Source organism: Nocardia stercoris (assembly GCF_003696265.1).
In the GTDB taxonomy this organism is placed as follows: Bacteria; Actinomycetota; Actinomycetes; order Mycobacteriales; family Mycobacteriaceae; genus Nocardia; species Nocardia stercoris.
The window spans coordinates 295,728-320,521 of record NZ_RFFH01000007.1 but is presented as its reverse complement, the minus strand read 5'-3'; the positions used below and the strand labels follow the sequence as shown (position 1 = coordinate 320,521).

General features: G+C 71.1%; 14 protein-coding genes. 11 read left to right on the top strand and 3 right to left on the bottom strand.

Annotated elements, in window-relative coordinates:
• The first annotated feature begins 53 nt into the window (after window positions 1-53).
• The 3 genes from EBN03_RS18870 to EBN03_RS18860 all read left to right on the top strand — a co-directional run bounded on the left by EBN03_RS18870 (window position 54) and on the right by EBN03_RS18860 (window position 15,534).
• Window positions 54-13,661 (top strand): amino acid adenylation domain-containing protein, encoded by a 13,608-nt coding sequence (locus tag EBN03_RS18870; RefSeq protein WP_122189366.1) that lies wholly within the window; start codon window positions 54-56, stop codon window positions 13,659-13,661.
• Window positions 13,658-14,647 carry an ATP-binding cassette domain-containing protein gene (locus tag EBN03_RS18865; RefSeq protein WP_122189365.1) on the top strand — a complete coding sequence of 330 codons (990 nt, stop codon included), beginning with the start codon at window positions 13,658-13,660 and terminating at the stop codon, window positions 14,645-14,647. Before EBN03_RS18870 ends, EBN03_RS18865 begins: the two co-directional genes overlap by 4 nt.
• 77 nt (window positions 14,648-14,724) lie before the next feature.
• Entirely contained in the window at window positions 14,725-15,534 is an 810-nt protein-coding gene (locus tag EBN03_RS18860) for an ABC transporter permease (RefSeq protein WP_407671176.1), read from the top strand.
• Between the two features lie 69 nt (window positions 15,535-15,603).
• On the opposite strand, the gene EBN03_RS18855 is transcribed toward EBN03_RS18860, so the two are convergent.
• On the bottom strand, window positions 15,604-15,942 hold the full coding sequence (locus EBN03_RS18855) for an RNA polymerase-binding protein RbpA (protein ID WP_122189364.1): 339 nt from the start codon (window positions 15,940-15,942) through the stop codon (window positions 15,604-15,606).
• Window positions 15,943-16,113: 171 nt separating this feature from the next.
• Here EBN03_RS18855 and EBN03_RS18850 point away from each other — a divergent pair, with 171 nt between their 5' ends.
• A complete protein-coding gene (locus EBN03_RS18850) occupies window positions 16,114-16,437 on the top strand; it encodes a hypothetical protein (protein ID WP_122189363.1) in 324 nt (107 codons plus the stop codon).
• 53 nt (window positions 16,438-16,490) lie between these two features.
• On the opposite strand, the gene EBN03_RS18845 is transcribed toward EBN03_RS18850, so the two are convergent.
• Complete coding sequence (locus EBN03_RS18845; protein ID WP_122189362.1) at window positions 16,491-17,468, bottom strand: glycosyltransferase family 9 protein; 978 nt, start codon at window positions 17,466-17,468, stop codon at window positions 16,491-16,493.
• Window positions 17,469-17,607: 139 nt separating this feature from the next.
• Here EBN03_RS18845 and EBN03_RS18840 point away from each other — a divergent pair, with 139 nt between their 5' ends.
• From EBN03_RS18840 to EBN03_RS18830, 3 genes are all read left to right on the top strand, one after another.
• Entirely contained in the window at window positions 17,608-18,018 is a 411-nt protein-coding gene (locus tag EBN03_RS18840) for a VOC family protein (protein ID WP_122189361.1), read from the top strand.
• 127 nt (window positions 18,019-18,145) lie between these two features.
• Entirely contained in the window at window positions 18,146-18,994 is an 849-nt protein-coding gene (locus tag EBN03_RS18835; protein ID WP_122189450.1) for an ABC transporter ATP-binding protein, read from the top strand.
• Window positions 18,994-20,193, top strand: a complete 1,200-nt coding sequence (locus tag EBN03_RS18830; RefSeq protein WP_122189360.1) for an ABC transporter permease — start codon at window positions 18,994-18,996, stop codon at window positions 20,191-20,193. Before EBN03_RS18835 ends, EBN03_RS18830 begins: the two co-directional genes overlap by 1 nt.
• Window positions 20,194-20,204: 11 nt before the next feature.
• Here the strand turns inward: EBN03_RS18830 and EBN03_RS18825 are convergent, their stop codons facing one another.
• Complete coding sequence (locus tag EBN03_RS18825; RefSeq protein ID WP_122189359.1) at window positions 20,205-21,242, bottom strand: hypothetical protein; 1,038 nt, start codon at window positions 21,240-21,242, stop codon at window positions 20,205-20,207.
• A 104-nt stretch (window positions 21,243-21,346) separates the two neighbouring features.
• On the opposite strand from EBN03_RS18825, the gene EBN03_RS18820 reads away from it, so the two are divergent.
• From EBN03_RS18820 to EBN03_RS18805, 4 genes are all read left to right on the top strand, one after another.
• Window positions 21,347-21,964, top strand: a complete 618-nt coding sequence (locus EBN03_RS18820; protein ID WP_199742868.1) for a TetR/AcrR family transcriptional regulator — start codon at window positions 21,347-21,349, stop codon at window positions 21,962-21,964.
• 87 nt (window positions 21,965-22,051) lie between these two features.
• A complete protein-coding gene (locus EBN03_RS18815) occupies window positions 22,052-23,305 on the top strand; it encodes a serine hydrolase domain-containing protein (protein ID WP_122189358.1) in 1,254 nt (417 codons plus the stop codon).
• A gap of 95 nt (window positions 23,306-23,400) precedes the next feature.
• The gene (locus EBN03_RS18810) at window positions 23,401-23,856 is read left to right on the top strand and encodes a nuclear transport factor 2 family protein (RefSeq protein ID WP_122189357.1); all 456 of its coding nucleotides are present in this window, start codon (window positions 23,401-23,403) and stop codon (window positions 23,854-23,856) included.
• A gap of 56 nt (window positions 23,857-23,912) precedes the next feature.
• A complete protein-coding gene (locus EBN03_RS18805; RefSeq protein ID WP_122189448.1) occupies window positions 23,913-24,770 on the top strand; it encodes an acyl-CoA thioesterase domain-containing protein in 858 nt (285 codons plus the stop codon).
• Window positions 24,771-24,794: the final 24 nt, after the last annotated feature.

Genomic DNA, 24,794 nt, shown 5'->3' with positions numbered 1-24,794 from the left:
GGAGGGGACGTGTTCGGGGATCGGCGTCGGCAGCAGCAGAAACGGAGTGTTTGATGAGTTCATTGGCCACCGATCGTGTCGACCAATGCGCTTCTGGCGAATCATCAGCACAACCCTTCGCCCTCTCACCCGGGCAGACGGCGCTCTGGTACGCCCAGCGGCTGCGCCCCGAGGTGCCGATGACGATCGCCCAGTACGTGGAGATCCGCGGCAACCTCGATGTCGGGCGGCTGCTGTACGCGGTGGAACGGTTCGGCGTCGAGTCCGAGATGTCCTTCCTGCGGCTGGCCGAAATCGACGGGGTACCGATGCAGTACCTCGACCCGCAGGGGCGCCCGGAGTCGCTGACCCTCGACTTCCGCGGTGAGCCCGACCCCCGCGCGGCCGCCATGCGCTGGATGACGGAGAACTCGGCGCGGCCGATGGACCTCGAGCGGGACCGGCTGACCATCACGGCCGTGCTGCGGATCGGCGACGAGCAGTACCTCTGGTACACCCGTGCCCACCACATCGTCATCGACGGTTACGCCGCCATGAACGCGGTCACCCGGACCGCCGAGATCTACACCGTCCTCGAGGACCGCTGCGACCCCGGTGACTCGCGGGCCACCCGGCTGGCCGACATCTACGCCGGCGAGATCAGCTACCGCGACAGCGCGCGCTTCCTGTCCGACCGCGACTACTGGAGTCAGCAGCTCGACGGGGTCGGCGCCCCGGTCAGCCTGTCGGCCTCGGGCATTCCCGCCGATGCCGCCGCCGACCGGCTGCTGGCCGCCGCGGTGCTGGAGCCGGAGTCGGAGGCGCGGATCGAAGCCGCCGCGGCCGCACTGGGTTCGGGCAACGCGACCCTCTTCGCGGCCGCTCTGGCGTGCTACGTGCGCTGGGCGACCGGACACGACGACGTCGTGCTGAGCCTGCCCGTCTCGGCCCGCACCACGGTCGCGTTGCGCCGTTCCGGTGGCGTGGTGTCCAACGTGGTGCCGATCCGGGTGCGTTTCGACGCCGGCACCACCGTCGCCGACGCGGTGAAGGCGGTGGACCTGCAGATCACGGGCGCACTGCGGCACCAGCGGTACCGCAGCGACGACATCCGGCGCGAATGCGGCTACTCGCGCGACACGCGTGGCTTCTTCGGGCCGATGGTGAACATCATGCTGTTCCACAGCGAGCTGCGGTTCGGCCCGCTCACCGGCACCTTGCACGTGCTGTCCACCGGCCCGGTGGAGGATCTGTCGGTCAACCTCTACAACGGGGACGGCAACCGCACCCACATCGACTTCGAGGCGCACCCGCAGCTGTACGCCGAGGCCGAGCTGTCCGCCCACCACGCCCGCTTCCTGGACTTCCTGGACCGGTTGTACGCGGCGGACCCGGGCACCGCGGTTGCGGAGATCCCGATCGTCACCGCCGCCGAGCGCACCCGCGTGCTGCACACCTGGAACGAGACCGCGGCCGCACACGCCGGCGGCACCCTGGCCGGCCTGTTCGACGCTCAGGTGCGCGCCACCCCGGACGCGGTAGCGCTGGAGTTCGGCCCCGACACGATGACCTACGCCGAGCTCGACGACCGCGCCAACCGGCTGGCGCGAGTACTGATCGCCAGCGGCGCGGGACCCGACTCGATCGTCGGGCTCGGCCTGCGGCGCAGCATGGACCTGCTGGTCGGCATGTACGCCGTGATCAAGGCGGGCGCCGCCTATCTGCCGCTCGACCCGGACAACCCCGCCGACCGGATCGCCCACATCCTCGAGGCCGCCCGGCCGCTGTGCGTGCTGACCGCCCGGCGCGATCTGCTGACTCTGCCGGACAGCGTGGCCGTCGAGCGATTCGACATCGACGTCGCCGACCTGTCCGGGGTGCACGGCGGACCGGTCACCGACGCCGACCGCCGCTCGCCGCTGCGGCCCGATCACCTGGCCTATGTGATCTTCACCTCCGGATCCACCGGAAAGCCCAAGGGCGTCGGCGTATCCCACGCCTCGATCGTCAACCGGCTGCGGTGGATGCAGCACGAGTACCCGCTCGACGCGACCGACGTGGTGCTGCAGAAGACCCCGTCAACCTTCGACGTGTCGGTGTGGGAGTTCTTCTGGCCCTTGCAGATCGGCGCGCGGCTGGTGATCGCGGCGCCCGACGGTCATCGGGACCCGGCCTATCTGGCCGGCTTGATCGCCGAACGAGGGGTGACCACCGCACATTTCGTCCCGTCCATGCTGTCGGTGTTCGTCACGGACACCGACATCCGAGGCTGCACGAGCCTGCGCCGGGTCTTCTGCAGCGGTGAGGCCCTGCCCGCCGCGACCGTGCGGGACTTCCGCGCGGCGCTCGGTCACGCGGGCCCGGAGCTGCACAATCTGTACGGCCCCACCGAGGCCGCCGTCGACGTCACCTACTGGCCCTGCGCCACCGACACCGACACCGTCCCGATCGGCATGCCGGTCTGGAACACCCAGGTCTACGTGCTCGACGAGCGGCTGCGCCCGGTCGCACCCGGTGTGGTGGGCGAGCTGTACCTGGCCGGGGTCCAGCTGGCCCGCGGCTACCTGGGGCGCCCGGCCTTGACCGCCGACCGGTTCGTGGCCAACCCCTTCACCCGTGGTGCCCGGCTGTACCGGACCGGTGACCTGGTGCGCTGGCGGGCCGGTGACGAGACCACCGGTGTCCTGGAATACCTGGGCCGCAGCGACTTCCAGGTCAAGATCCGTGGTCTGCGGATCGAACTCGGGGAGGTCGAGGCCGCGCTGACCGCCGATCCGGCGGTCGCGCGCGCCGTCTGTGTCGCCCAGACCGGCGCGGGCGGGCAGGACCTGGTCGGATACGTGGTGGCGGTCCCCGGCGCGATCGTGGACGTCCCGGCGGTCACCGCCGGACTGCGACAACTGTTGCCCGGCTACATGATTCCCGCCCATCTGGTGGTACTGCCCGAGCTGCCGCTGGGCCCCAACGGCAAGGTGGACCGCAAGGCCCTGCCCCGGCCGACCGTCGAGCCGAGCCGTGAGGACGCTGTCGCCCCGCGCAACGAGGTCGAACGGCAGCTGGCGGGGATTTTCAGTGATGTCCTGGGAGTCCCCGACATCGGTGTCACCGACAGCTTCTTCGACCTGGGCGGCAACTCGCTGACCGCGGCCCGGGTGGTCGGCCGGGTCAACTCCACGCTGGCCGCCGGGCTCACCATCCGGGACCTGTTCGAGTGCGCCACCATCGGCGACCTGGCAGCCCGGTTCGGCAACACCCACGCCGACGCCGCGTCGCCGCGCCTGGTGGCCGGCGCCCGCCCGGACCGGATCCCGCTGTCGCTGGCCCAGCAGCGGCTGTGGATCCTCAACCGGTTCGCCGAGCACGCCGCGGTGTACAACATGCCGCTCGCGGTGGAACTCACCGGCCCGCTGGACCTTCCGGTGTTGCGCGCCGGCCTCGCCGACGTGCTCGACCGGCACGAGAGCCTGCGGACCACCTTCCCGGATTCCCCGGCGGGTCCGCAGCAGGTGGTGCACCCCGCCGCCGAGGTCGCGCCGGAGCTGACACCGATTCCGGCGCCCGGCGCGGACATCGAGGTGCTGGCCCGCGAATTCGCTTCCCGCGGATTCGATCTGCGCACCGAGACACCGATTCGGGTGGCGCTGTACCGAACCGGGCCGGACACGCACCTGCTGGTCATCGTGCTGCATCACATCAGCGGCGACGGATGGTCGGTCGGCCCGCTGGCCCGGGACCTGATGGTCGCGGTGGCGGCCCGCGCCGCCGGGCACCCGCCGGCCTGGACCCCGCTGCCCGTCCAGTACGCCGACTTCGCGCTGTGGCAGCTGCGGTTGCTCGGCGACGAGTCCGATCCGTCCAGCTCGCTGGCCCGCCAGCTCGGCTATTGGCAGACTCAGCTGGCCGACCTGCCCGACCAGCTCGACCTGCCGCTGGACCGGCCACGTCCGTTGCAGCGCGATGTCGCCGGCGGCCGGGTCGACTTCGAGATCCCGGCCACTACCCGGGCGGCGATGACCGCTCTGGCCGCCAAACGGGGAGTGAGCACCTTCATGGTGCTGCACGCCGCGCTGGCCGCGCTGCTGGCTCGGTTGTGCGCCGCCACCGATATCCCGATCGGCACCCCGATCGCGGGCCGGTCCGACCCGGCCCTCGACGACCTGGTCGGCATGTTCGTCAACACGCTGGTGCTGCGCACCCAGGTCGACCCGGCGGCCGGATTCGACCGCATGCTCGACCACGCCCGCGAAGTCGACCTGGACGCCTTCGCCAACGCCGACGTCCCGTTCGAGCGGCTCGTCGAGGCCGTCAACCCGGTCCGCGACGCCGCCCGGCACCCGCTGTTCCAGGTGATGCTGTCCTACGACCGGGCGCCCGAACTGCGTGTCGAGCTCCCCGGAGTCGGGGCGCGGGTGCTGCCGACCCCGGCCGATGTCGCCAAATTCGATCTGCAGCTGACGGTTTCGGAGCCGGGGCTCGGCGCGAAGGAGGGGCCGTTGCCGGCCTCGTTCGGCTACGCCACCGACATCTTCGACGACGCGACGGTCGCCGCCATCGCGACCCGTTTCGTCCGCCTGCTCGACGCCGCGGTCGCCGGCCCGACGGTGCCGATCGGCGACCTGGGCATTCTGGAGCCGCGGGAGCTGAGCCGGCTGGTCCCGCTGCCCGTGGCACCGGGCGAACCGGCGATCACCCTGGCGCGTTTGCTGTGTGAGACCGCCGAGCGGGTGCCGAACTCCGTCGCGTTCCGCGGTGACGGACGCGATGTCACTTACCGCGAACTGGACGAGGAGTCCAGCAGCCTGGCCCGTGCGCTGATCGCCCGCGGCGCCGGGCCGGAGGCCGTGGTCGCGATCGCGCTGCCGCGCGGGCTGCGGGCGATCACCGCGGTGTGGGCCGTCGCCAAGACCGGTGCCGCGTATGTTCCCGTCGACCCGGCCTATCCCGACGACCGGATCCTGCACATGCTCACCGATTCCGGCGCCCTGGTCGGCCTGACCGACCTGGAAAGCCAAGCGGCACTACCGGATCCGGCCGCGTCGGGTGGACGGCACCGGCGCCGGTCGGTGGACTGGCTGCTGCTGGACAGTCCGGAGTTCGTCGCGGAGCTCGAGACCTGGTCGACCGTGCCGGTCACGGACGCCGACCGCCGGCACCCGCTGCGGGTTGCCCACCCCGCCTATCTGATCTACACCTCGGGGTCGACCGGGCTGCCGAAGGCGGTTGTGGTCACCCACGGTGGTCTGGCGTCGCTCGCCCACGAGATGCGGCACCTGTTCGGGGTCACCGATTCCGCTCGCACCCTTGCCTTCTCGACGCCGTCGTTCGACGCGTCGGTGCTGGAACTGCTGCTGTGCTACGCCGCCGGCGCCACCATGGTGGCCGCGCCGGCAGGCATGTACGGCGGCGTGGAGCTGGCCAGGTTCCTGCGCACCGAGCGGATCACGCACGCGTTCGTGACCCCGGCCGCGCTGGCCACCGTGCCGCCGGACGACCTGCCCGAGCTGGAGATGGTCGGTGTCGGCGGCGACGCCTGCCCGCCGGAGCTGGTGCGCGCCTGGACCGCGGGCAGCACCCGCCGCTTCCACAACATGTACGGCCCGACCGAGGCGACGGTGGCCTCCAATATCACCGGCCCGGTCCGCGCCGACCGGCCGGTCACCATCGGCCTGCCGGTGCGCGGCATGCGCCTGTACGTGCTCGACAGTCGCTTGCACCCGGTGCCGCAGGGCGTCCCCGGCGAGCTGTATCTGTCCGGACCGGCCCTGTCGCGGGGCTACCAGGGCCGCCCCGATCTGACCGCGGCCAGGTTCCTCGCGAACCCGCTGGGCCGGCGCGGTGAACGCATGTACCGGACCGGTGACCTGGTGGTCGTCGAGCAGTCCGGGGAGCTGCGCTTCCTGGGCCGGATCGACGACCAGGTGAAGATGCGCGGCTTCCGGATCGAACTGCGCGAGATCGATCAGGTGCTGCGCAGCCACCCGGGTGTCACGTTCGCGCTGACCGTCGTCCACACCTCCGCGTCCGGTGCCGCGCGCCTGGCGTCCTATATCGCGGCCGACGAACCGGTGACGGTGTCGGAGGTCCTGGAGACGGCGCGACGCGCACTGCCGGGCTATATGGTTCCGGCCGCGGTGACCGTGCTGGACGCGGTGCCGCTGACCCCGGCCGGCAAGGTGAACCGGAAGGCGTTGCCGGAACCGGTCTTCGCGGCCGAGGTCGCGTCCCGGGCCGCCGAGACCGAGCTGGAACGGCGGGTCGCGGCGGTGTTCGCCCGGGTCCTGGACCGACCGGTGCCCGGGGCCGACGACAATTTCTTCGACATCGGCGGCAACTCGCTGCTCGCGACCCGGCTCTCGGCCGTGCTCTACGACGAGTTCCGCATCGAACTGCCGGTGCGGGCGATCTTCGAGGCGCCGACCGTGGCCGCCGTCGCGGCCCGGCTGGCCGTCGCCGAACCGCGCGCCGAGCGTCCGGCGCTGACGGTGTACTCGCCACGGCCACAGCGGATTCCGCTGTCGCTGCCGCAGCAGCGGATGTGGCTGGTGAACCAGCTGGCCCCCGAATCCAGCGCCTACAACATCGCCTTCGTGATCGGTATCGACGGCGCGCTGGACACCACCGCGTTGCGGCTGGCGCTGGCCGACCTGGTCGACCGGCACGAGGTACTGCGCACCGTCTTCCCGCACGACGAGCACGGGCCGTGGCAGGAGCTGCTGCCCGCTGATGCCGAACTGCCGCAACTGGATCCGGTCGACACCGACGCCGCCGGCGCCGACGCGACGCTGGGCGCCCTGGCCCGCCGCGGCTTCGACCTCGGCGTCGACCGGCCGGTACGCGCCGTGCTGCTGCGCACCGGCGCCGACAGCTACCGGCTCGGCGTGGTCCTGCACCACATCGCCGCCGACGGCTGGTCGCTGGTACCGCTGGTCCGGGATCTGGCCCTGGCGTACGTGGCCCGGCACGCCGGCGGCGCGCCGGTATGGGAGCCGCTGCCGGTGCAGTACGCCGATTTCAGTCTGTGGCAACGAGAACTGCTCGGCGCCGACTCCGACACCGACAGCCCGGCGGCCGCGCAGCTGCGGTTCTGGCGGGACACACTGGCGGAGCTCCCGGTCGAGATGCCGTTGCCGTTCGACCGGCCGCGCCCGGCCGAGCCGACCGGCCGCGCCGGTACGGTCCGGGTCGAGGTCGCCGACGCTCTCGCCGACCGGCTCGCCGAAGTCGCGCGGGCGCACGACGTCAGCCTGTTCATGGTGTTGCGGTCCGCGCTGGCGGTGCTGCTGCGGGCGGTGACCGGCGGCCGGGACGTGGTGATCGGCACCCCGATCGCGGGGCGCACCGATATGGCGCTCGACGATCTGGTCGGCATGTTCGTCAACACGCTGCTGCTGCGTTCCGACGTCGACCCCGATCTCAGCTTCGCCGAACTGCTGTTGCGCGACCGCGACGGGCAGCTGGCCGCGGTGGAGAACGCGCAGGTGCCGTTCGAGCGGGTGGTCGAGGAGCTGGCCGAGGGCGGTCAGCGCCCACAGGTCCAGGTCGCGCTGTCGGTACCCGAAGCGCCCGTACCGGCCCTGGAACTGCCGGGGCTGACCCTGCGGGCCGAGGAGCTCGACATCGCGGCCGCCAAGTTCGATCTGGAGCTGCGGGTGCTGCCGCGGGCCGCCGGGCAGACCGGTGAGCCGGCCCGCTGCTTCGAATTCGTCTACGCCGCAGACCTGTTCGACGAGCCGACGATCCAGGTTCTCGGGCAGCGGCTGGTACGGGTGCTGGCCGCGATCGGGGCCGACCCGCGAATCCTGGTCCGCAACATCGATGCCCGCACCGACTCCGAGCGCGCGGAACTGTCCCCGGCCTACGGACCCATTCCGGCCCCGCCGCTCACCCTGGGCCGCTGGCTGACCCTGTCCGCCCGCGCGCACACCGACCGGATCGCATTGCGCTGCAACGGGATCGAGATCACCTACGGTGAGCTCGAGGCCCGGGCCAACCGGCTCGCCCGAACCCTGGCCGCCCGGGGGATCGGTCCCGGCGACCGGGTGGCACTGGGTCTGATCCGCTCGATCGAGGCGACCGTCGCGGTACTGGCGGTCAGCAAGGCCGGTGCGACCTTCGTCCCGGTCGACCCGAACTATCCGCCGGAACGATTGCGGCACATGCTCACCGACTCCGGCTGCCGGATCGGCCTCACCGTGAGCGAACCGGCCCGGTCGCTGCGCGCGGCCGGCGACCCCGACCGGCCCACCGAGTGGTTGCTGCTCGACGACGACCGGCTGCAGGCCGAGATCGCCCGGCAACCCGGCACCGAGGTGACCGACCGGGACCGAGTCGCCGCGCTGCGGACCTCCGAGCTGGCCTACATCGTCTACACATCCGGCTCCACCGGGCGGCCCAAGGGCGTGGCGGTCACCCACACCGGACTGTCGAACTTCGCCGACGAAGTACGCGACCGGACCGGCGTCGACGAGACCTCCCGCACCCTGAACTTCGCGACCCCCAGCTTCGACGGGTCGATGCTGGACCTGCTGCTGGGCTTGTCCAACGGCGCGACCATGGTCATCGCCCCGCCGGACGTGTACGGCGGCGACGAACTCGCCGAACTGCTCGACCGCGAGCGGATCACGCACGCCTTCATCACCACCGCCGCCGTGTCGACCATCGACACCGGCCGCTGGCCGCTGCCCGACCTGCGGATGCTGCTCGTCGGCGGCGAGGCGGTGCGCCCGGACCTGGTGGCGCGCTGGGCATCCGGCCGGACGATGCTCAACGTGTACGGCCCCACCGAGACCACCATCGTGGTCACGTTCTCCGATCGGCTGGTGCCCGGGGGACCGATCACCGTCGGTACCCCGGTCCGTGGCGCTCGCATCATGGTCCTCGACGAGCGGCTGCGCCCGGTTCCGGCCGGTGTACCCGGTGAGGCGTACATCGGCGGCCTGGGACCGGCACGCGGCTACCTGGACCGGCCGGGGATGACCGCCGAGCGGTTCGTCGCCGATCCGCTCGGCCCGCCCGGAAGCCGCGTGTACCGCACCGGCGACGTCGCCCGTTGGAGCACCCGTGGCACGCTCGACATCCTGGGCCGCGTCGACCACCAGGTGAAACTGCGCGGCTTCCGGATCGAGCTGGACGAGATCTCCGGTGTGCTCGACAGTCACCCGCGAGTCGCCTTCGCGCACACCCAGGTTCGTGAGCTCGCCGGCACCCGGCGGATCGTGTCCTATCTGCGCCCCGCGGCGGCCGAGGACCCGCTCGACCTCGAGGCGTTGCGCGCGTACTGCGCCGAACGGCTGCCGGCGCACATGATGCCCAGCAGCTTCACCGTCATCGACGAGGTCCCGCTGACCCCGGTCGGCAAGCTCGACCTGGCGGCGCTGCCCGAGCCGACGGTCCACGCGGCAGTCGGTGTCCGTGCCCCGCGCACCGACACCGAGCGGATTGTGGCCCGGGTGATGGCGGAACTGCTGGGTGCCGACCAGGTCGGCGCCGACGACAACTTCTTCGAACTCGGCGGCAACTCGCTGCTCGCCACGCAGCTGGTGGCCCGGCTCGCCGCCGTCACCGGGAACCGGCTCGCGGTGCGCGCGGTGTTCGCCACCGCGACGGTCGCGGGTCTGGCCGCCCTGCTCGACGCGCCGGCCGACGACGCCGGTGACGACGGGCCGGCGCTGCTGGCCGGGCCGCGGCCCGAGCGGATCCCGCTGTCGGCGGCGCAACGCCGGCTGTGGTTCCTGGAGCAGTTCAACCGCACCGCGAACGGCACCGCCAGCGGCCTGTACAACGTGCCGATGGTGTTGCGGCTCGAGGGTGAGCTGGACGCCGCCGCGCTCGAGGCGGCCCTGGTGGCGGTGCAGGCCCGGCACGAGAGCCTGCGGACCGTGTTCGGTGAAGCCGACGGTGAGCCGTACCAGCGGATTCTCCCGCCCGAGCAGGCCGCGATCACGCTACCGGTCGTCGAGGTGACCGACGGTGATCCGACCGCGACGGTGCTCGCGCTCGCCGAGCCCGGCTTCGACCTGGCCGTCGAACCGCCGCTGCGGGCGCACCTGCTGCGCCTGGGCGCCGACGAGCACCTGCTGCTGGTGGTCGCGCACCACATCGCGATGGACGGCGCGTCGCTGCAGCCGTTCGCCGCCGACGTGGCGACGGCCTACACCGCGCACCGGGCCGGCACCGACCCCGGCTGGTCCCCGCTGAGCGTGCAGTACGCCGATTACACGCTGTGGCAGCGGGATCGGCTCGGGGAGGAGAACGACCCGCAGTCGCGGATCGGCGCCCAGCTCGAGCATTGGCGCACGGCGCTCGACGGGATCCCCGAACTGCTGACGCTGCCCGCCGACCGGCCGCGGCCGCCGGCGCTGAGCTACCGGGGCGGCACCGTCGACTGCGTGGTCGACGCGGAGACCCATCAGGGACTGCACGCGGTCGCGGCGGCACGGGGCGCCACCATGTTCATGGTGCTGCACGCCGCACTGGCGACGCTGCTGCATCGCATGGCCGGTGCGAGCGACATCGTGATCGGTACCCCGATCGCCGGGCGCGGCCGGCCCGAGCTGGACCCGATGGTCGGCATGTTCGTCAACACCCTGGTGCTGCGGACGCCGATCGACGCCGGCACCACCTTCGCCGATCTGCTCGATCAGGTGCGCGAGGTCGACCTGGACGCCTTCGCCCACGCGGACGTGCCGTTCGAGCGGCTCGTCGAGGTGGTCGACCCGGCTCGCTCCCAGGCGCATCACCCGCTGTTCCAGATCATGCTGTCGGTGCGCAACGAGCCGGTCCGCGATGTGGACCTGCCCGGCCTGCGGATCGAGGCGGTCGACACCGACGCCGGGATCGCGAAGTTCGATCTGCAGTTCACGGTCACCGAGCAGTGGACCGAACAGCGGCAGCCGGCCGGACTGACCGTCTCGGTGAACTTCGCCCGGGACCTGTTCGACGACGACACCGCCGCGGCCTTCGGGACCCGGTTCAGCCGGTTGCTCACCGCCGCCGCGGTGGGCCCGGCCACCTCGATCGGTGACCTGGACCTGCTCGACGGCAACGAATGGTCTTGCTTGGCACCGGTTCCCGGCCGGGCGGGCGGCGCGCCGCTCACCTTCCCGGAGGTGTTCGGCCGTGCGGTCGCGGTGAACCCGCACGGGGTGGCGCTGCGCAGCGGCGGTTCCCGGGTCACCTACCAGGCGCTGGACCGGTGGACCAACCGGCTGGCCCGGGTGCTGATCGGGCTCGGTGTCGGACCGGAATCGTTGGTGGCCATGGGTATTCCGCGTTCGGTCGAAGCGGTCGGCGTGATGCTGGCGATCTCGAAGGCCGGTGCGGCCTTCGTGCCGATCGACCCGCACTATCCGGCACACCGGATCACCCACATGCTGACCGACTCCGGTGTCACCACGGGGCTCACGCTGGCCGAGCACCGGGCCGCCATGCCCGACGACGTGGCCTGGTCGGTGCTCGACAGCCGGGAATTCCGGCAGCGGGTGATGTACACGTCGGACGCGCCGATCCGAACCGGCGAGCGGATTCGCCCGCTGCGGCTGAGCAATCCGGCGTACGTCATCTACACCTCCGGATCGACCGGCCTGCCGAAGGGCGTGGTCGTCACCCACGGCGGCCTGTCCAACTTCGCCGCCGAGACCGCGGACCGTTTCCAGGTCGGGCCGCGGTCGCGGGTGCTGCACTTCGCGTCCCCGAGTTTCGACGCGGCGATGCTGGACATCCTGCTCGCGCTCGGTGGCGCGGCGACCCTGGTGATCACCCCGCCCGGCGTCTACGGCGGCGCGGAACTGGCGGCGGTCTTCGCCGACGAGGAGATCACCCACGCGTTCATCACCACCTCCGCCCTGGGCACGGTCGATCCCGCCGGAATCGATTCGCTGCAGGCGCTGATGGCCGGCGGTGAGGCACTGCCGCCGGAACTGGCGGCGCGGTGGGCGCCGCGGTTGCACAACGTGTACGGGCCGACCGAGACCACGATCGTCACGATGATCTCGGAGCCGGCGGAACCCGGGGAGACGATCACCATCGGTGGACCGATCCGCGGTGTGGCGGCGATGGTGCTCGACGCGCGACTGCACCCGGTTCCCGACGGGGTCACCGGCGAGCTGTATCTCGCCGGTCCGGCCCTGGCCCGCGGGTACCGGAACCGGGCCGGCCTGTCGGCGGTGCGGTTCGTGGCCGACCCGTTCGGTAAGCCCGGCACGCGCATGTACCGCACCGGCGACCTGGCTCGCTGGATCGATCGCGACGGCCGCCGCGCCGTCGAATACGTCGGTCGCGGCGACCTGCAGGTGAAGATCCGCGGTTTCCGGATCGAGCTGGGCGAGATCGATGCGGCGCTGGCCCGGCACGCGGCGGTCGAGATGTCGGTGACCTACGGCGCGCGCACGCCCGCCGGGGCGACGGCGTTGGTGGCCTACGTGAAGCCGAGGCCGGGCCATTCGCCGAGCTTCGGCGAACTGACCGCCCACCTGCGGGCGCTGGTGCCCGATTACATGGTGCCGCAGTCGATCATGCTGATCGACTCGGTGCCGCTGTCGCCGACCGGCAAGCTGGATCGAAACGCGTTGCCGGAACCGGTGTTCGGTGGCGCGCGCGGCTACCGGGCGCCGTCCACGCCGGCCGAGACCGCGTTGTGCGCGGCCTTCGCCGAGGTGCTGGAGGTCCCGGTCGTGGGCGCCGACGACGGCTTCTTCGAACTGGGCGGCAACTCGCTGCTCGCCACCAAGGTGGTGGCCCGGATGCGGGCCGCCGGGTACGACCTTCCGGTGCAGCTCATGTTCGGCGAGTCGACTCCGGCGGGGATCGCCCGCGGCCTGGCCGACGGTGACGGGCTCGCCCAGGCGGTGCGCCCGCTGCTCGCCCTGCGGGCGGCCCGGCCGGACAGCCGGGAACCGCTGTTCTGCGTCCACCCGGCGATCGGCCTGTCCTGGTGCTACTCCGGCCTGCTCGCGCAGCTGCCGGCGGACCGCCCGGTGTACGGCCTGCAGGCGCCGCACGTCGCCGGCGCCGCCTCGCACACCTCGATCGCCGAGGCCGCCGCCGCGTACGTGACCCAGCTGCGCGAGGTCCAGCCGGACGGCCCGTACCACCTGCTGGGCTGGTCGCTGGGCGGGCTGATCGCGCACGAGATGGCGGTGCAGCTGCGGGAGGCGGGCGAGCGGGTCGCGCTGCTGGCCCTGCTGGACAGCTACGAACTGTCGGACCGGTGGGCCGACCGGGCAGTGCCCTCGATCGCCGACATTCTCGGCGAATTCGGCCCTGAGCTGCCGGCCGGCGCCCTGCCGGAGAACCCGACCCTGGAGCAGGCGGCGGAGGTGCTGGCCGGTCTGCCGGGCCCGTTCGCGGCGCTCACGCTGGACCAGTTGCGGGCACTGCACACCGGATACACCGCGGGGGCCGCGATGGCCCACGGGTTCCGTCCGGGTGTGTTCGACGGCGATCTGGTGTTCTTCGCGGCCGCCGACGACGAGATCAACCGCGCGGATCCGCAGCGGTGCGCGGCGGCGTGGCAGCCGCACGTCACCGGGACCGTGCACGAGCATTCGCTGCCGCTGCGGCACGCGGCGATGACCACACCGGAAGCCCTGGCGGTGATCGGTCCGGTGCTGCGGGAGCACCTGGGCGACAACGCTTCCGGTGCCGATCACACCCCGTCCCGAACGGAACAGGAGCGACCATGAGCCTTGCCGTGGAGGTCTGCGGTCTGGTCAAGAACTACGGCAAGGTCGAGGTGCTCGCGGGCATCGACCTGGCCATCCCCGCCGGCACGGTGATGGGACTGCTCGGCCCCAACGGCGCCGGCAAGACCACGACGGTCCGGATCGTCACCACGCTGCTGAAACCCACGGCGGGCAGTGTGCGGGTCGCGGGGGTGGACGTGCTGAAGAATCCGGCCCGCGCCCGCACCCGGATCGGCCTGTCCGGTCAGTACGCGGCGGTCGACGCCAACCTCACCGGCTACGAGAACCTGAAGATGGTGGCCCGGCTGTACGGCATGAGTTCGCGGCAGGCCGCCGCCCGCGCCGACGAACTGCTGTCGGCGCTCGGGCTGGTCCACGCGGCGGGAAGGCGGGCGGGCACCTACTCCGGTGGTATGGCCCGTCGGCTCGACCTGGCCGGCGCGCTGGTGTCGCGGCCGGCGGTGGTGGTGCTCGACGAGCCCACCACCGGCCTGGATCCCCGTGGGCGCCTGGACATGTGGCAGGTGATCGGCGATCTGGTGGTGGACGGCACGACCGTGCTGCTCACCACCCAGTATCTGGAGGAGGCCGACCAGCTGGCGGACCGGATCTGCGTGATCGACAAGGGCACCGTGATCGCCCGCGGTTCCGCCGACGAGCTGAAGCAGTCCATCGGCGGCGACCGGCTCACCGTCACGCTCGCCGCCGGGCACGACCCGCAGCCGGCGCTGCGGGTGCTGGCCGGTGTCGGGATCGGGGAGCCGGCCCACGAGGCCGGCACCGACCTGGTGTCGGTGGTGGTCGGTGACGGGTCACGGTCGATGGTCGAGGCCCTGCGGCGCCTCGACGACGCCGGGGTCTGTGTGGTCGACGCGAACGTGCACCGGCCCACCCTCGACGAGGTGTTCCTGTCGCTGACCGGCACCGATCTCGCCGCCGTAGCCGAGTCCCAACCTGATGACGTGGCAGAGGAGATCTCGCTTTGAAGAGCATCGAACTCGCGGCGGCGGACGCCGCGCCCGCGGGAGACGCAACCACTGCGGACGCCGGGGAAGCACCGGCGCTGACCAGGCTGCCGATACCGCTGCGGGCGTTCCGGGACAGCGCGATCGTCGCCCACCGCAATCTGCTCACCATCCTGCGGGTCCCGACGCTGCTGGTGACGGCGACCGTCCAGCCGCTGATGTTCGTGTTCCTGTTCGCCTACATCTTCGGTGCGTCGCTGGGTGGCCCGAAGTACCGAGAGTTCCTGCTGGCGGGCATCTTCGTGCAGACGGTGGCCTTCAACTCGGCGTTCACCACGGTCGGCCTGGCCAACGACCTGCAGAAGGGCATCATCGATCGGATGCGCACACTGCCGATGTCGCGGCTGGCGGTGCTGATGGGCCGCACGCTGTCGGACACGGTGGTGAACGTGCTGGCCCTGGTCGTGATGTCGGTGTGCGGCTATATCGTCGGCTGGCACATCAACGGCAGCGTCGGCGACGCGGCGCTGGCGTACGCGCTGATCCTGCTGTTCGCGTTCGCCATGTCGTGGGTGGGCGCGCTGACCGGTCTGCTGTCGCCGAGCGTGGAGGTGGCGCAGTCCGCGGGCCTGATCTGGCTGTTCCCGGTCACGTTCATCTCCTCGGCCTTCATCCCGGCGGCCAGCCTGCCCGGCCCGCTGAAGACGATGGCCGAATGGAATCCGATCACGGCGCTGTCCGCGACGACCCGCAACCTGTTCGGCAACGCCGCGCCGGGCACGTTCGCGAAGTCCCACGGCTGGGTCGCCGAGCACGGCTTGCTCTACTCCACCACCTGTTCGCTGGTGATCCTGGCGGTAGTCATCCCCTTGGCCCTGATGCAGTACCGCAAGGTCGCCAGTCACTGAGAAAGGGCATACCGCCCGAAGGCGAAGATGGGACCGACCCACAAGGTCGGCCCCATCTTCGTATGGTCGCTACGCGCGTCCGCGGCGGGTCTTGAGCAGGTCCATGCGCTCCTGCAGGAGCTCCTCGAGCTCTTCCTTGGAGCGGCGCTCCAGCAGCATGTCCCAGTGGGTGCGCGGCGGCTTCACCTTCTTGGCCTCCACCGTGGTGCCCTCGATCAGGACGCCCTCCTGGCCGTTACGGCACAGCCAGGTCGGCGGGATCTCGGCGTCGTCGGCGAAGGGCACGTCGAACTCTTCGTTGTTCTCGGTGCGGTACCGCGCCATCCGACGGGGTGCCAGGTCGTGGTCGCGGTCGGTCTCGTAGCTCACCGCTCCGAGCCGGCTACCTCGGAGTACGCGATCTGCCATGGTGTGCGGTCCTCTCTACGGCTGTCAGCGGTCTTCTGCTCTGAACAACGCATGCGCGCCGGAATCGGTTCCCGGCGACGGTCAACCCTGCAATTCTAGTGGGATTGTCAATTCGCGCCGGGTGGCCGTGCGCGGTCGGCGGCCGGGAGGCGGACGCTACTGTCTCGGGTCATGTCGCGCCGACCGTTGTCCTGTCTGTGGTGCGGACGGGAAATCGCCGAATCGGAGGCGGGACGCCGCCGCCGGTATTGCCGCCAATCGTGCCGCCAGCGGGCGTACGAGCATCGCCGGGGACTCGAGGGCACCGGGATCCCGGAGGATTCGGTGGTGCTGACCGCCCAGGAGGCGGCCGCGGTGGCCGATCGCTGGTTCGCCGCCCGATGCGCGGCCGAGGATGTCGCCACGGCGGTCGCCGAGGGCGCCGAACCGGCGGAACTCGCCGCGCTCACCGCGACCCTGGTGGCCCTCACCAAGGACGCCGAGCGCCTGCGCTGACCGTCGCCGGTGGTGGTGCCGCTGGGCCGGATCTCGGCCGCTCGCATGCGGATTCAGCCGACCCGGCGGACGTCCGGGCCGGACAGCGCGCCCGACCCCGATCGGGTGCGCAGTTGCCGGTTCGCGGCCTCGATCACCTGCTCGACGGTGATCTCCAGCAGGCCCGGATCGGGGTGGGTGCCGTAGCGGTCGCCGCTGCGCCCGGCCCACAGCACGATGTGCCGGCCGCGCAAATGCACTGGGGGACCGGTCAATTCGGGTGATGTCGGCCCGAACAACAGCACCGTGCGGGTGCCGAACGCGGTGGCCAGCGCGGCCGGTCCGGTGTCGCCGCACACCACCAGCGCCGCCTCGGCCATGGTGGCCGCGACCTCGAGCAGGTTCTGCTGCCCGGCGAGGACCTGCCGCACCGGCAGCCCGGCCCGGGCCGCCACCGCCAGCGCGATCTCGCGCTCGTACTCGTCGCCGGTCAGTACCACCTCGCGGCCCTGCACCAGCAGGTGGCGGACCACGGCGGCGAAGCGTTCCGGCGGCCAGCGGCGGGCCGCCGCGCCCGCGCCGACGTGCACGACCACGCAGTCGCGGTGGCTGCCGGTCGTCACCGGCGGCATCAGGCCGAGATTGCGTGCGTCGGCGCCGATACCGGCCGATTCGAGCAGGTGGCACCACCGGTCGATCTCGTGTAGTTCCGGCTGCCAGTCCGGGCCGCGCAGCTCGGGGAAGGCGGGGTTGCGGAAGGTCAGGATGTGCTGGGCGTCGGTGGCGATCAGTTCCGCGATGGCGCCGGCGGATCGGCCCTGCAGGTTCACCGCGAGGTCGGGCGCGCCACGATCCCAGCGCAGGTCCGCCACGTCGGAGGCGGGGATCATCTCGTCGACGGCGGCGATCAGATCGACGATCGGTTTCAGCCGGTACGGCGCCGCGAGGACCAGATGATCGCGTGGGCGGGCCCGGCGCAGCGCCCGCAGCGCGGGGACCGCGGCCAGCAGGTCGCCCAGTCCGCGGGCACGTAGTACGAGTACCACCGCCACCTTGTCTCCTCGCCAGTCCGACGGCGACCACGCTGGGGGAGCCGCCTCAGATGGACTACCCGGCACAGCGAGCCCCGAAACGCGCATGCCACGGTACGAACCCTCGCGGGAGCGGTCGGCGCGACTAGTCTGCGGAAGCATGACGACCCGCCTCAACCCCTACATCAGCTTCTCCGACACCGCGCGGGCGGCGCTCGAGTTCTATCAGCAGGTGTTCGGCGGCACGCTCACGCTGTCGACGTTCGGCGACTTCGGCGACCCGGGTGCGCCAGGGGCGAATCTGATCATGCACGGTCTGCTGGAGACCGAGTCGGGCTTCACCCTGATGGCAGCCGACACCCCGCCCGGGATGGAATACACACCGGGCAGCAGCATTTCGATCAGTCTGAGCGGCGACGAGGATGCCAGGCTGCGCGGGTGGTGGGAGGCGCTGAGCAGCGGCGGCACCGCCACGGTTCCGCTGGAGAAGCAGATGTGGGGCGATGTGTTCGGCATGTGCGTGGACCGGTTCGGCATCACCTGGATGGTGAACATCTCCGCGAACGGCTGACCGCTCGCGGTTCCGCGACACATCATCCGGGCAAACGGTGCAATAGCCGGGTGTCGGATACGGTCGACGGGTGCTCGAGATCAGTGGTCTGCGCAAGCGGTACGGGGATGTGACAGCGCTGGCGGACATGACCTTTCAGGTCCGCCGGGGAGAACTGTTCGGGTTCGTCGGGTCGAACGGCGCCGGCAAGACCACCACCATGCGGATCGTCATGGGCGTGCTGAACGCCGATGCGGGGGAGGTCCGGTTCGACGACCGGCCGATCGATCTGGCCACCCGGCGACGGATCGGCTACATGCCCGAGGAGCGTGGGCTGTACCCGCGGATGAAGGTGGGCACGCAGTTGCGCTATTTCGCACGGCTGCACGGTCTTTCGGCGGCCGAGGCGGATACCGCCGCCCGCACCTGGATGGACCGGCTGAGCATCGCGCACCGCGAGCAGGACGACGTCCAGAAGCTGAGCCTGGGCAATCAGCAGCGGGTCCAGCTGGCGGCCGCCCTCGTGCACGACCCGGACCTGTTGGTGCTCGACGAGCCGTTCTCCGGCCTGGACCCGGTGGCGGTCGAGGTGATGAGCCGGGTGCTGCGGGAACGCAGCGTGGAACGGAACAGCCCGGTCATGTTCTCCTCCCATCAGCTGGATCTGGTCGAACGGATCTGTGACCGGGTCGGCATCGTGCGCGACGGCACGATGGTCGCCTGCGGCACGGTCGACGAGCTGCGCGACGCCGGTCCGGTGCGGGTAGCCCTGGAGTTGCCCGCGGCCACCTCCGGCTGGGCCGACGACCTGCCCGGGGTCTCGGTGCACGAACACACCGGCACCCGGTGGGTGGTGCAGCTCGACGGCGGCGCCGACGATCAGGCGGTGTTGGCCGCCGCCCTGCGCACCGGTCCCGTGCGCGAGTTCGCCCGGGTGCGGCCCGGTCTCACCGATCTGTTCCGGGGCGTGGTCAGCGGAACCGAGGAGGAGTCCTGATGGCAACCGGTGAACTGCCCGTCCCTCGTGCGATCGGCCTGGTGGCCGGCCGGGAGATCGACGCCCGGCTGCGGTCGCGGGCCTTCCTCGTCATGACCCTGGTCCTGTCGGCGCTGATCGCGGGCGCGCTGCTGCTGTCGCATTTTTTGGGCAACAAACCGCCCGCGGTCCAGCATGTGGGCCTGACCACCGCGTCCGCGCAGCTGGAACCGCTCGTCGCGGCGTCGGCGCAGGCCGCGGAGCAGCGCGTGGCGACCTCTGTGGTCGATCCGGCCGCCGGTGCGGACCGCATCCGATCCGGATCGCTGGACGCGCTGATCACCGATGTCACCGACGGCACGCTGCGGGTCTCGGTCAAGAGCGACCTGAACGGCGGCCTGGACACGGTCTTCACGCTGACTGCCCGCCAGCTCGCGTTGAACCAGCAGGTGACCGCCCTGCACGGTGATCCGGCGGTGGTCGGCCGGGCAATGGCGGGCGCCACGGTGGCCGTCGACCGGCTCGCGCCCGCCGACCCGCACCGCAACGAGCGCATCGGAATCTCCAGTGTGGTGGGCGTGCTCATGTACGTGATGCTGGTGATGAGCATTCAGCTCACGGGTCAGGGCGTGGTCGAGGAGAAGTCCAACCGCATCGTCGAGCTGCTGTTGTCGGCGATCCGGCCGTGGGAACTGTTGGTGGGCAAGGTGATCGGCATCGGCGTGGTGACGGTGCTGCAGGTCGCGGTGATCACGGCGGTGGGTGCCGGGACGGCAACGGCCACCGGTGCGCTGCACGTGTCCGGTTCGGTGGTCGGCGGCGCGGCGGGCTGGGCGGTGCTGTGGTACCTGCTGGGCTATCTGCTGTTCGCCATGCTGATCGCGGCGGCGGCCTCGCTGGTGTCGCGGCAGGAGGATCTGCAGGGCGTGGCGACCCCGGTGGTGATGCTGGTGGTGGCCAGCTATCTGATCGGGCAGTTCGTGCTACCGGGTCACCCGGACAATATGGCGTCGACCGTGCTGTCGATGATTCCGCTGTCGGCCCCGGTCCTGATGCCGATGCGGGCCGCCTACGGGGTGCCGCTGTGGCAGGAGGCGGTGGCAGTGGCGCTGATGCTGGTGACCATCGCCGTGACCGCGCGGGTGGCCGGCCGGATCTACTCGCGGTCGATCCTGCAGACCGGCGGCCGGGTGCGGTTGGGGTCGGTCCTGCGCCGCTGACGCCGCCACCGTCACCGCTTCGCGGGCCGCTCCCGATAGAAGTCGGCGACGGCCGTGAAGGACGCCTTGGGTTCCCACGCCATGTCCGGATAGGTTGTGCCGCGGCGATTCTCGAGCACCTTGACGATTCCGAGGCTCGCCAGGTCGAGGTCGTCGCGTGGGTCGCCGTCGGGACGGTGCGGGTGACTGTGCAGGGCGAACAGGAAGACGAACGCGCTGTCCACGCCTTCGCTGTCGAAGATCTCCAGCAGTTCGGTGAGGTATGCGGCCTGCCCGTCCTCGTCCCGGTCGTAGTGGCCGTTCAGCCGGACCGGGTCGCCGGCCGCGTCGTATTCGACGATCTCGTTGCTGCGCGGTGCCACGTCGGCCGCGCCGCGCCAGGTTGCCGCGCCGAAACCGGTGACGGCCAACGGTTTTCCCTGTGCCACCAGCTCGCGCACGCCCGCCCGGAACCGGTCGGCGACTTCGGCGGATCGGATGAGCTCGATCGACACGATGTCGAACGGTGACCAGTCGATCTGTTCGAACGGGATCGCGCAGTAGGTGAGCTTGCCCCGAAAGTGTTCGCGGACAACCTCGACCGCCGCCGCGAGGAAGCGGTCGAGGCGCCCGATCAGCTGCCCCAGCCGCTCGCCGCGGGTATCGGGGTCGTCCAACAGGAACTCGAGCCGTTCCCACACGCTGTCACCGGGCAGGAATTCCCGGTTCATCAGGCTCAGTTCGACGCCGGTGACGAACACGATCTCGGCCCCGGTCTGCCGGAGCTGTTCGGCCCGGCGCGCGCAGTCGGCGAACAGCGCGACGATCTCGGTGTCGGTCAGTTCCAGCGGGTAGGGCGAGAACCACACCTCGAGGCCCAGTTCGGCGGCGTAGCGGGCCGCGAGTTCCAGGCGCTCGGGGTCGCCGCCGACGACCTGGACGGCGGTGCACCGCAGGTCGTTTCGAATGATCTCCAACTCGCGGCGGACGGTCTCGGGCTCGAATTCCGGCCGGGAGGTCCGGCCGTTTCGCACGAATCCGGTGTCGTAGGTGATGCCGTTGCCTCGCATGGGCGCAGTCCTTCGGGTCGATCGGTGGGTCGACGCCAGACTAGGGATAAAAGTGCGTGCACGCAATATTTCGTGTGCGCAGATTTTTCTGGCAGGATCGGGCCGTGACGATCGGACCGACGGGATTGCGGGAGCGCAAGAAGCAGGCCACACGCGCGGCGCTGCGGGACGCCGCGCTGCGCTTGGCCCTGGAACGCGGGCCGGACAACGTGCGCGTCGAGGACATCGCCGCGGCGGCGGGCGTCTCACCGCGGACCTACAACAACTACTTCCCCAGCCGTGAGCACGCGATCGTCGCGGCCGTCACCGCCGAGCGCGAGGGGCAGATCGCGGCCGCCGTCGCTGCTCGGCCCGCGGAGGTGCCACTCGCCGACGCGGTCGTCGACGCGGTCGTCGCCCGCTACACCGACCCGGGCGAGCGGCATCGCGACGCGCTGCTGCTGATCACCACGCACCCGGCGCTGCGCGCGGCGTTCCTCGACACGACCGGCGCGCTGTCCGAGCCGCTGGCCGCAGCGATCGCGGACCGTCTCGATGCCCGCGACGAACTCACCGCCGACGTGCTCGCCGGGTCGGTGGCCGCCGCGATCCGTGTCGCACTGGGGCATTGGCTACAGCCGGCTGCCGGTTCGGGTTTCGTCGTCACGTCCGGCTCGCTGCCCGGCCTGCTCCGCGCCGCGCTGGCGCCGCTCGTCCCGGCGCTCGACGCGGCGGGGCGGTGACGTCCGGATCGGGCGCCGCCGCACGGTATTTGCCGTAGGGTAGCTGTCGTCACCGCAGCTTCTCCCGACGAGCACCGGATGTGAGCCATGGGTACGAGAATCGCGACGGTCGTGGTCGGTGCCGGGTTGCTCGCCGCGGCCTGCGGCACCTCGAACCCGTCGCATCCGCGATCCGAGCCCGCCTACGCCACGACGCTGCGGCCGGTGCTCACCGAGGTGATGCGGGACAACGTGATTCCCGGCGCCGTGGTCCTGGTCCGGTCACCGAAACTCGGCGACTGGACCGAGTCCTTCGGCACTGGGACATTGGACCGGAACGACCCGATCGGGGTCGACGACCACTTCCGGATCGGCAGCAACACCAAGACCATGACGGTGACGGTGATCCTGCAGCTCGTGCAGCAGGGCAGGCTGCGGCTCGACGACCCGGTCGCGAACTACGTCCCGGATGTGCCGGGCGGGGACCGCATCACCGTCGCGCAGCTCGCCGAGATGCGCAGCGGGCTCTACAACTACAGTGACGACCTCGGCCTGAGTACCGCGCTCGACGCGGACCCGCAGCGGGTGTGGACGCCCCAGCAACTGCTCGCGATCGCGTTCGCGCACCCGGTGGACTTCCAGCCCGGCGAGCGGTTCGAGTACAGCAACACCAATACGATCCTGCTGGGCCTGATCATCGAGAAGCTGACCGGTGAGTCGATCGCGGACATCTTCCGCGCCGGCATCGACGAGCCGCTCGGCCTGCGGCACACCTCGTTCCCCGCGCCCACCGACAACTCGATCCCGCAACCGCATCCGCGGGGCTACGCCTTCGGCACCTACGTTTCCACCATCGCCACCATCGCCACCTTCGCCCTGCCGCCCGACCAGCAGGCCGCGGCCCGGGCCGGCACCGTGAAACCGGCCGACCGGACCGACGACAACCCGTCGTGGACCTGGACGGCCGGGGCCGGGATCTCCACGGTCGGCGACCTGGCCACCTATGTGAAGGCTCTGGTCGGCGGCGGCCTGCTGGACGCGAAAACCCAACAGCTGCGGATGGACAGCGTCCGGCCCATCGACCCGGCCGCCCCGGACAACGCCGGTTACGGCCTCGGCCTGGTCCGCTTCGGCAAACACCTCTACGGTCACGACGGCCAGCTCCCCGGCTACATGACCTTCATGGGCTACGACCCGGCCACGGACCTCACCATCGTGATCGCCACCAACCTGGCGACGGTCCCGTCCGGCGAAGGATCGGCCCTCACCCTGTTGAAAGCCGTGCTCCCGGTGTTCTATCCGGGTGACGCGGTCCCCGGTGGTGATCCGGCGGTCGAACCGGCCCCGGCGCCTACCCGGTGATCGGGAGCCGGTTTCGGAATCGGGCGTACACACGGTGGTCCCGGCCTACCCTGGTCACTTGACCGGAACGTTGCCGTCGATAGGGAGGCCGGCCGATGCTGTCGCTGCAGGAGATCTCGGACCGCATGGAGATCGAGGACCTGATGGTTCGGTATTCGCATGCGGTGGACACCCGCCAGTGGGACCTGCTCGACGAGGTGTTCACCGCGGACGCGCACATCGACTACACCGCGATGGGCGGGCCGGCCGGCGACCTGGCTTCCACCAAGAAGTTCCTGGAAACCGTCATGCCGAACTTCGCGGCCTTCCAGCATCTGATCAGCAACTCCTCGATCCGGGTCGACGGTGATACCGCCACCGCGCGCACCATGTGCCACAACCCCATGCTGGTCGACGGCGCCGACGGCTCGCGCCACCTCATGCTGTGCGGGCTGTGGTACCTGGACACGTTCGCGCGGGTGGACGGCACGTGGAAGATCCGGCAGCGGGTGGAGGAGAAGAGCTACATGTTCGTCGCCCCCGACGCGACCCCGGGCGGCGCCACGAGCTGACCGGCCCGCACCGGGTGCCCGGAGGTAGCCCGGCGGCCGTGATCTACCGTGAGGGCATGAGCGGTCAGGACAGCCAGCACGGGTACTTCACCGCGGACGGGCAGGTGTACACCCCGACCGCGTGGTCGCGGAGCCTGTGGGCGCCGGGCATCCTGTCCGGTCCGCCGGTGTGCGGTCTGCTGGCCCGGGAGATCGAAAGCCGTTACCTGACAGAGGGATTCGCGCCGGCTCGGTACACCGTCGATCTGCACCAGCCGGTACCGGCGGTGCCGGTCTCCGTCACCTGCGAGCTGACCCGGGACGGCAACCGGATCCGCGCGGTCACCGCTGTCCTGCACGCCGACGGCGAACCCGTGGCCCGCGCCACCGCCACCCTGCTCAAGCGGTCCATCCAGCCGCCGGGGGAGCTGTGGCGCAGCGACACCGAACCGCCGCTGCCGCCGCGGCGGCTGCTCGACGAGGTGACACCGCCGACGCACCTGTTCGGCAGCGACGCCGGCTGGTCGGTGGCCATGTCCGGCCATCAGAACACCTCGCGTAAACGCAAGTGGGTGCGCAATATCCCGGTGGTGGCGGGCTGCGAGAGTTCCCCGTTCTGCTACGCCGTGATGGCCGCCGAACAGGCCAGCCTGGTGACCAATTGGGGCACCGAAGGAATCGGCTTCATCAATGCCGATGTGTCGGTGAACTTCTCGCGCCAGCCGGTGGCCGCGGAGATGGGTATCGAAGCGGCACAACACTTCAGCGCGGACGGTATCGCCGCCGGTGGCGCGGTCCTCTACGACGAGCAGGGCCCGTTCGCGCTGTGCACGGTGTCGGCGCTGGCCAACGAACGGCGTCAGATCAGCGGCGCGGTCATCGACGAGTTCATCCCCAATCGCGGCACCGCGGAGTGGGTCGGCCGGCACGGCTGAGGCGTTCCCGCACACTCGGCCGTC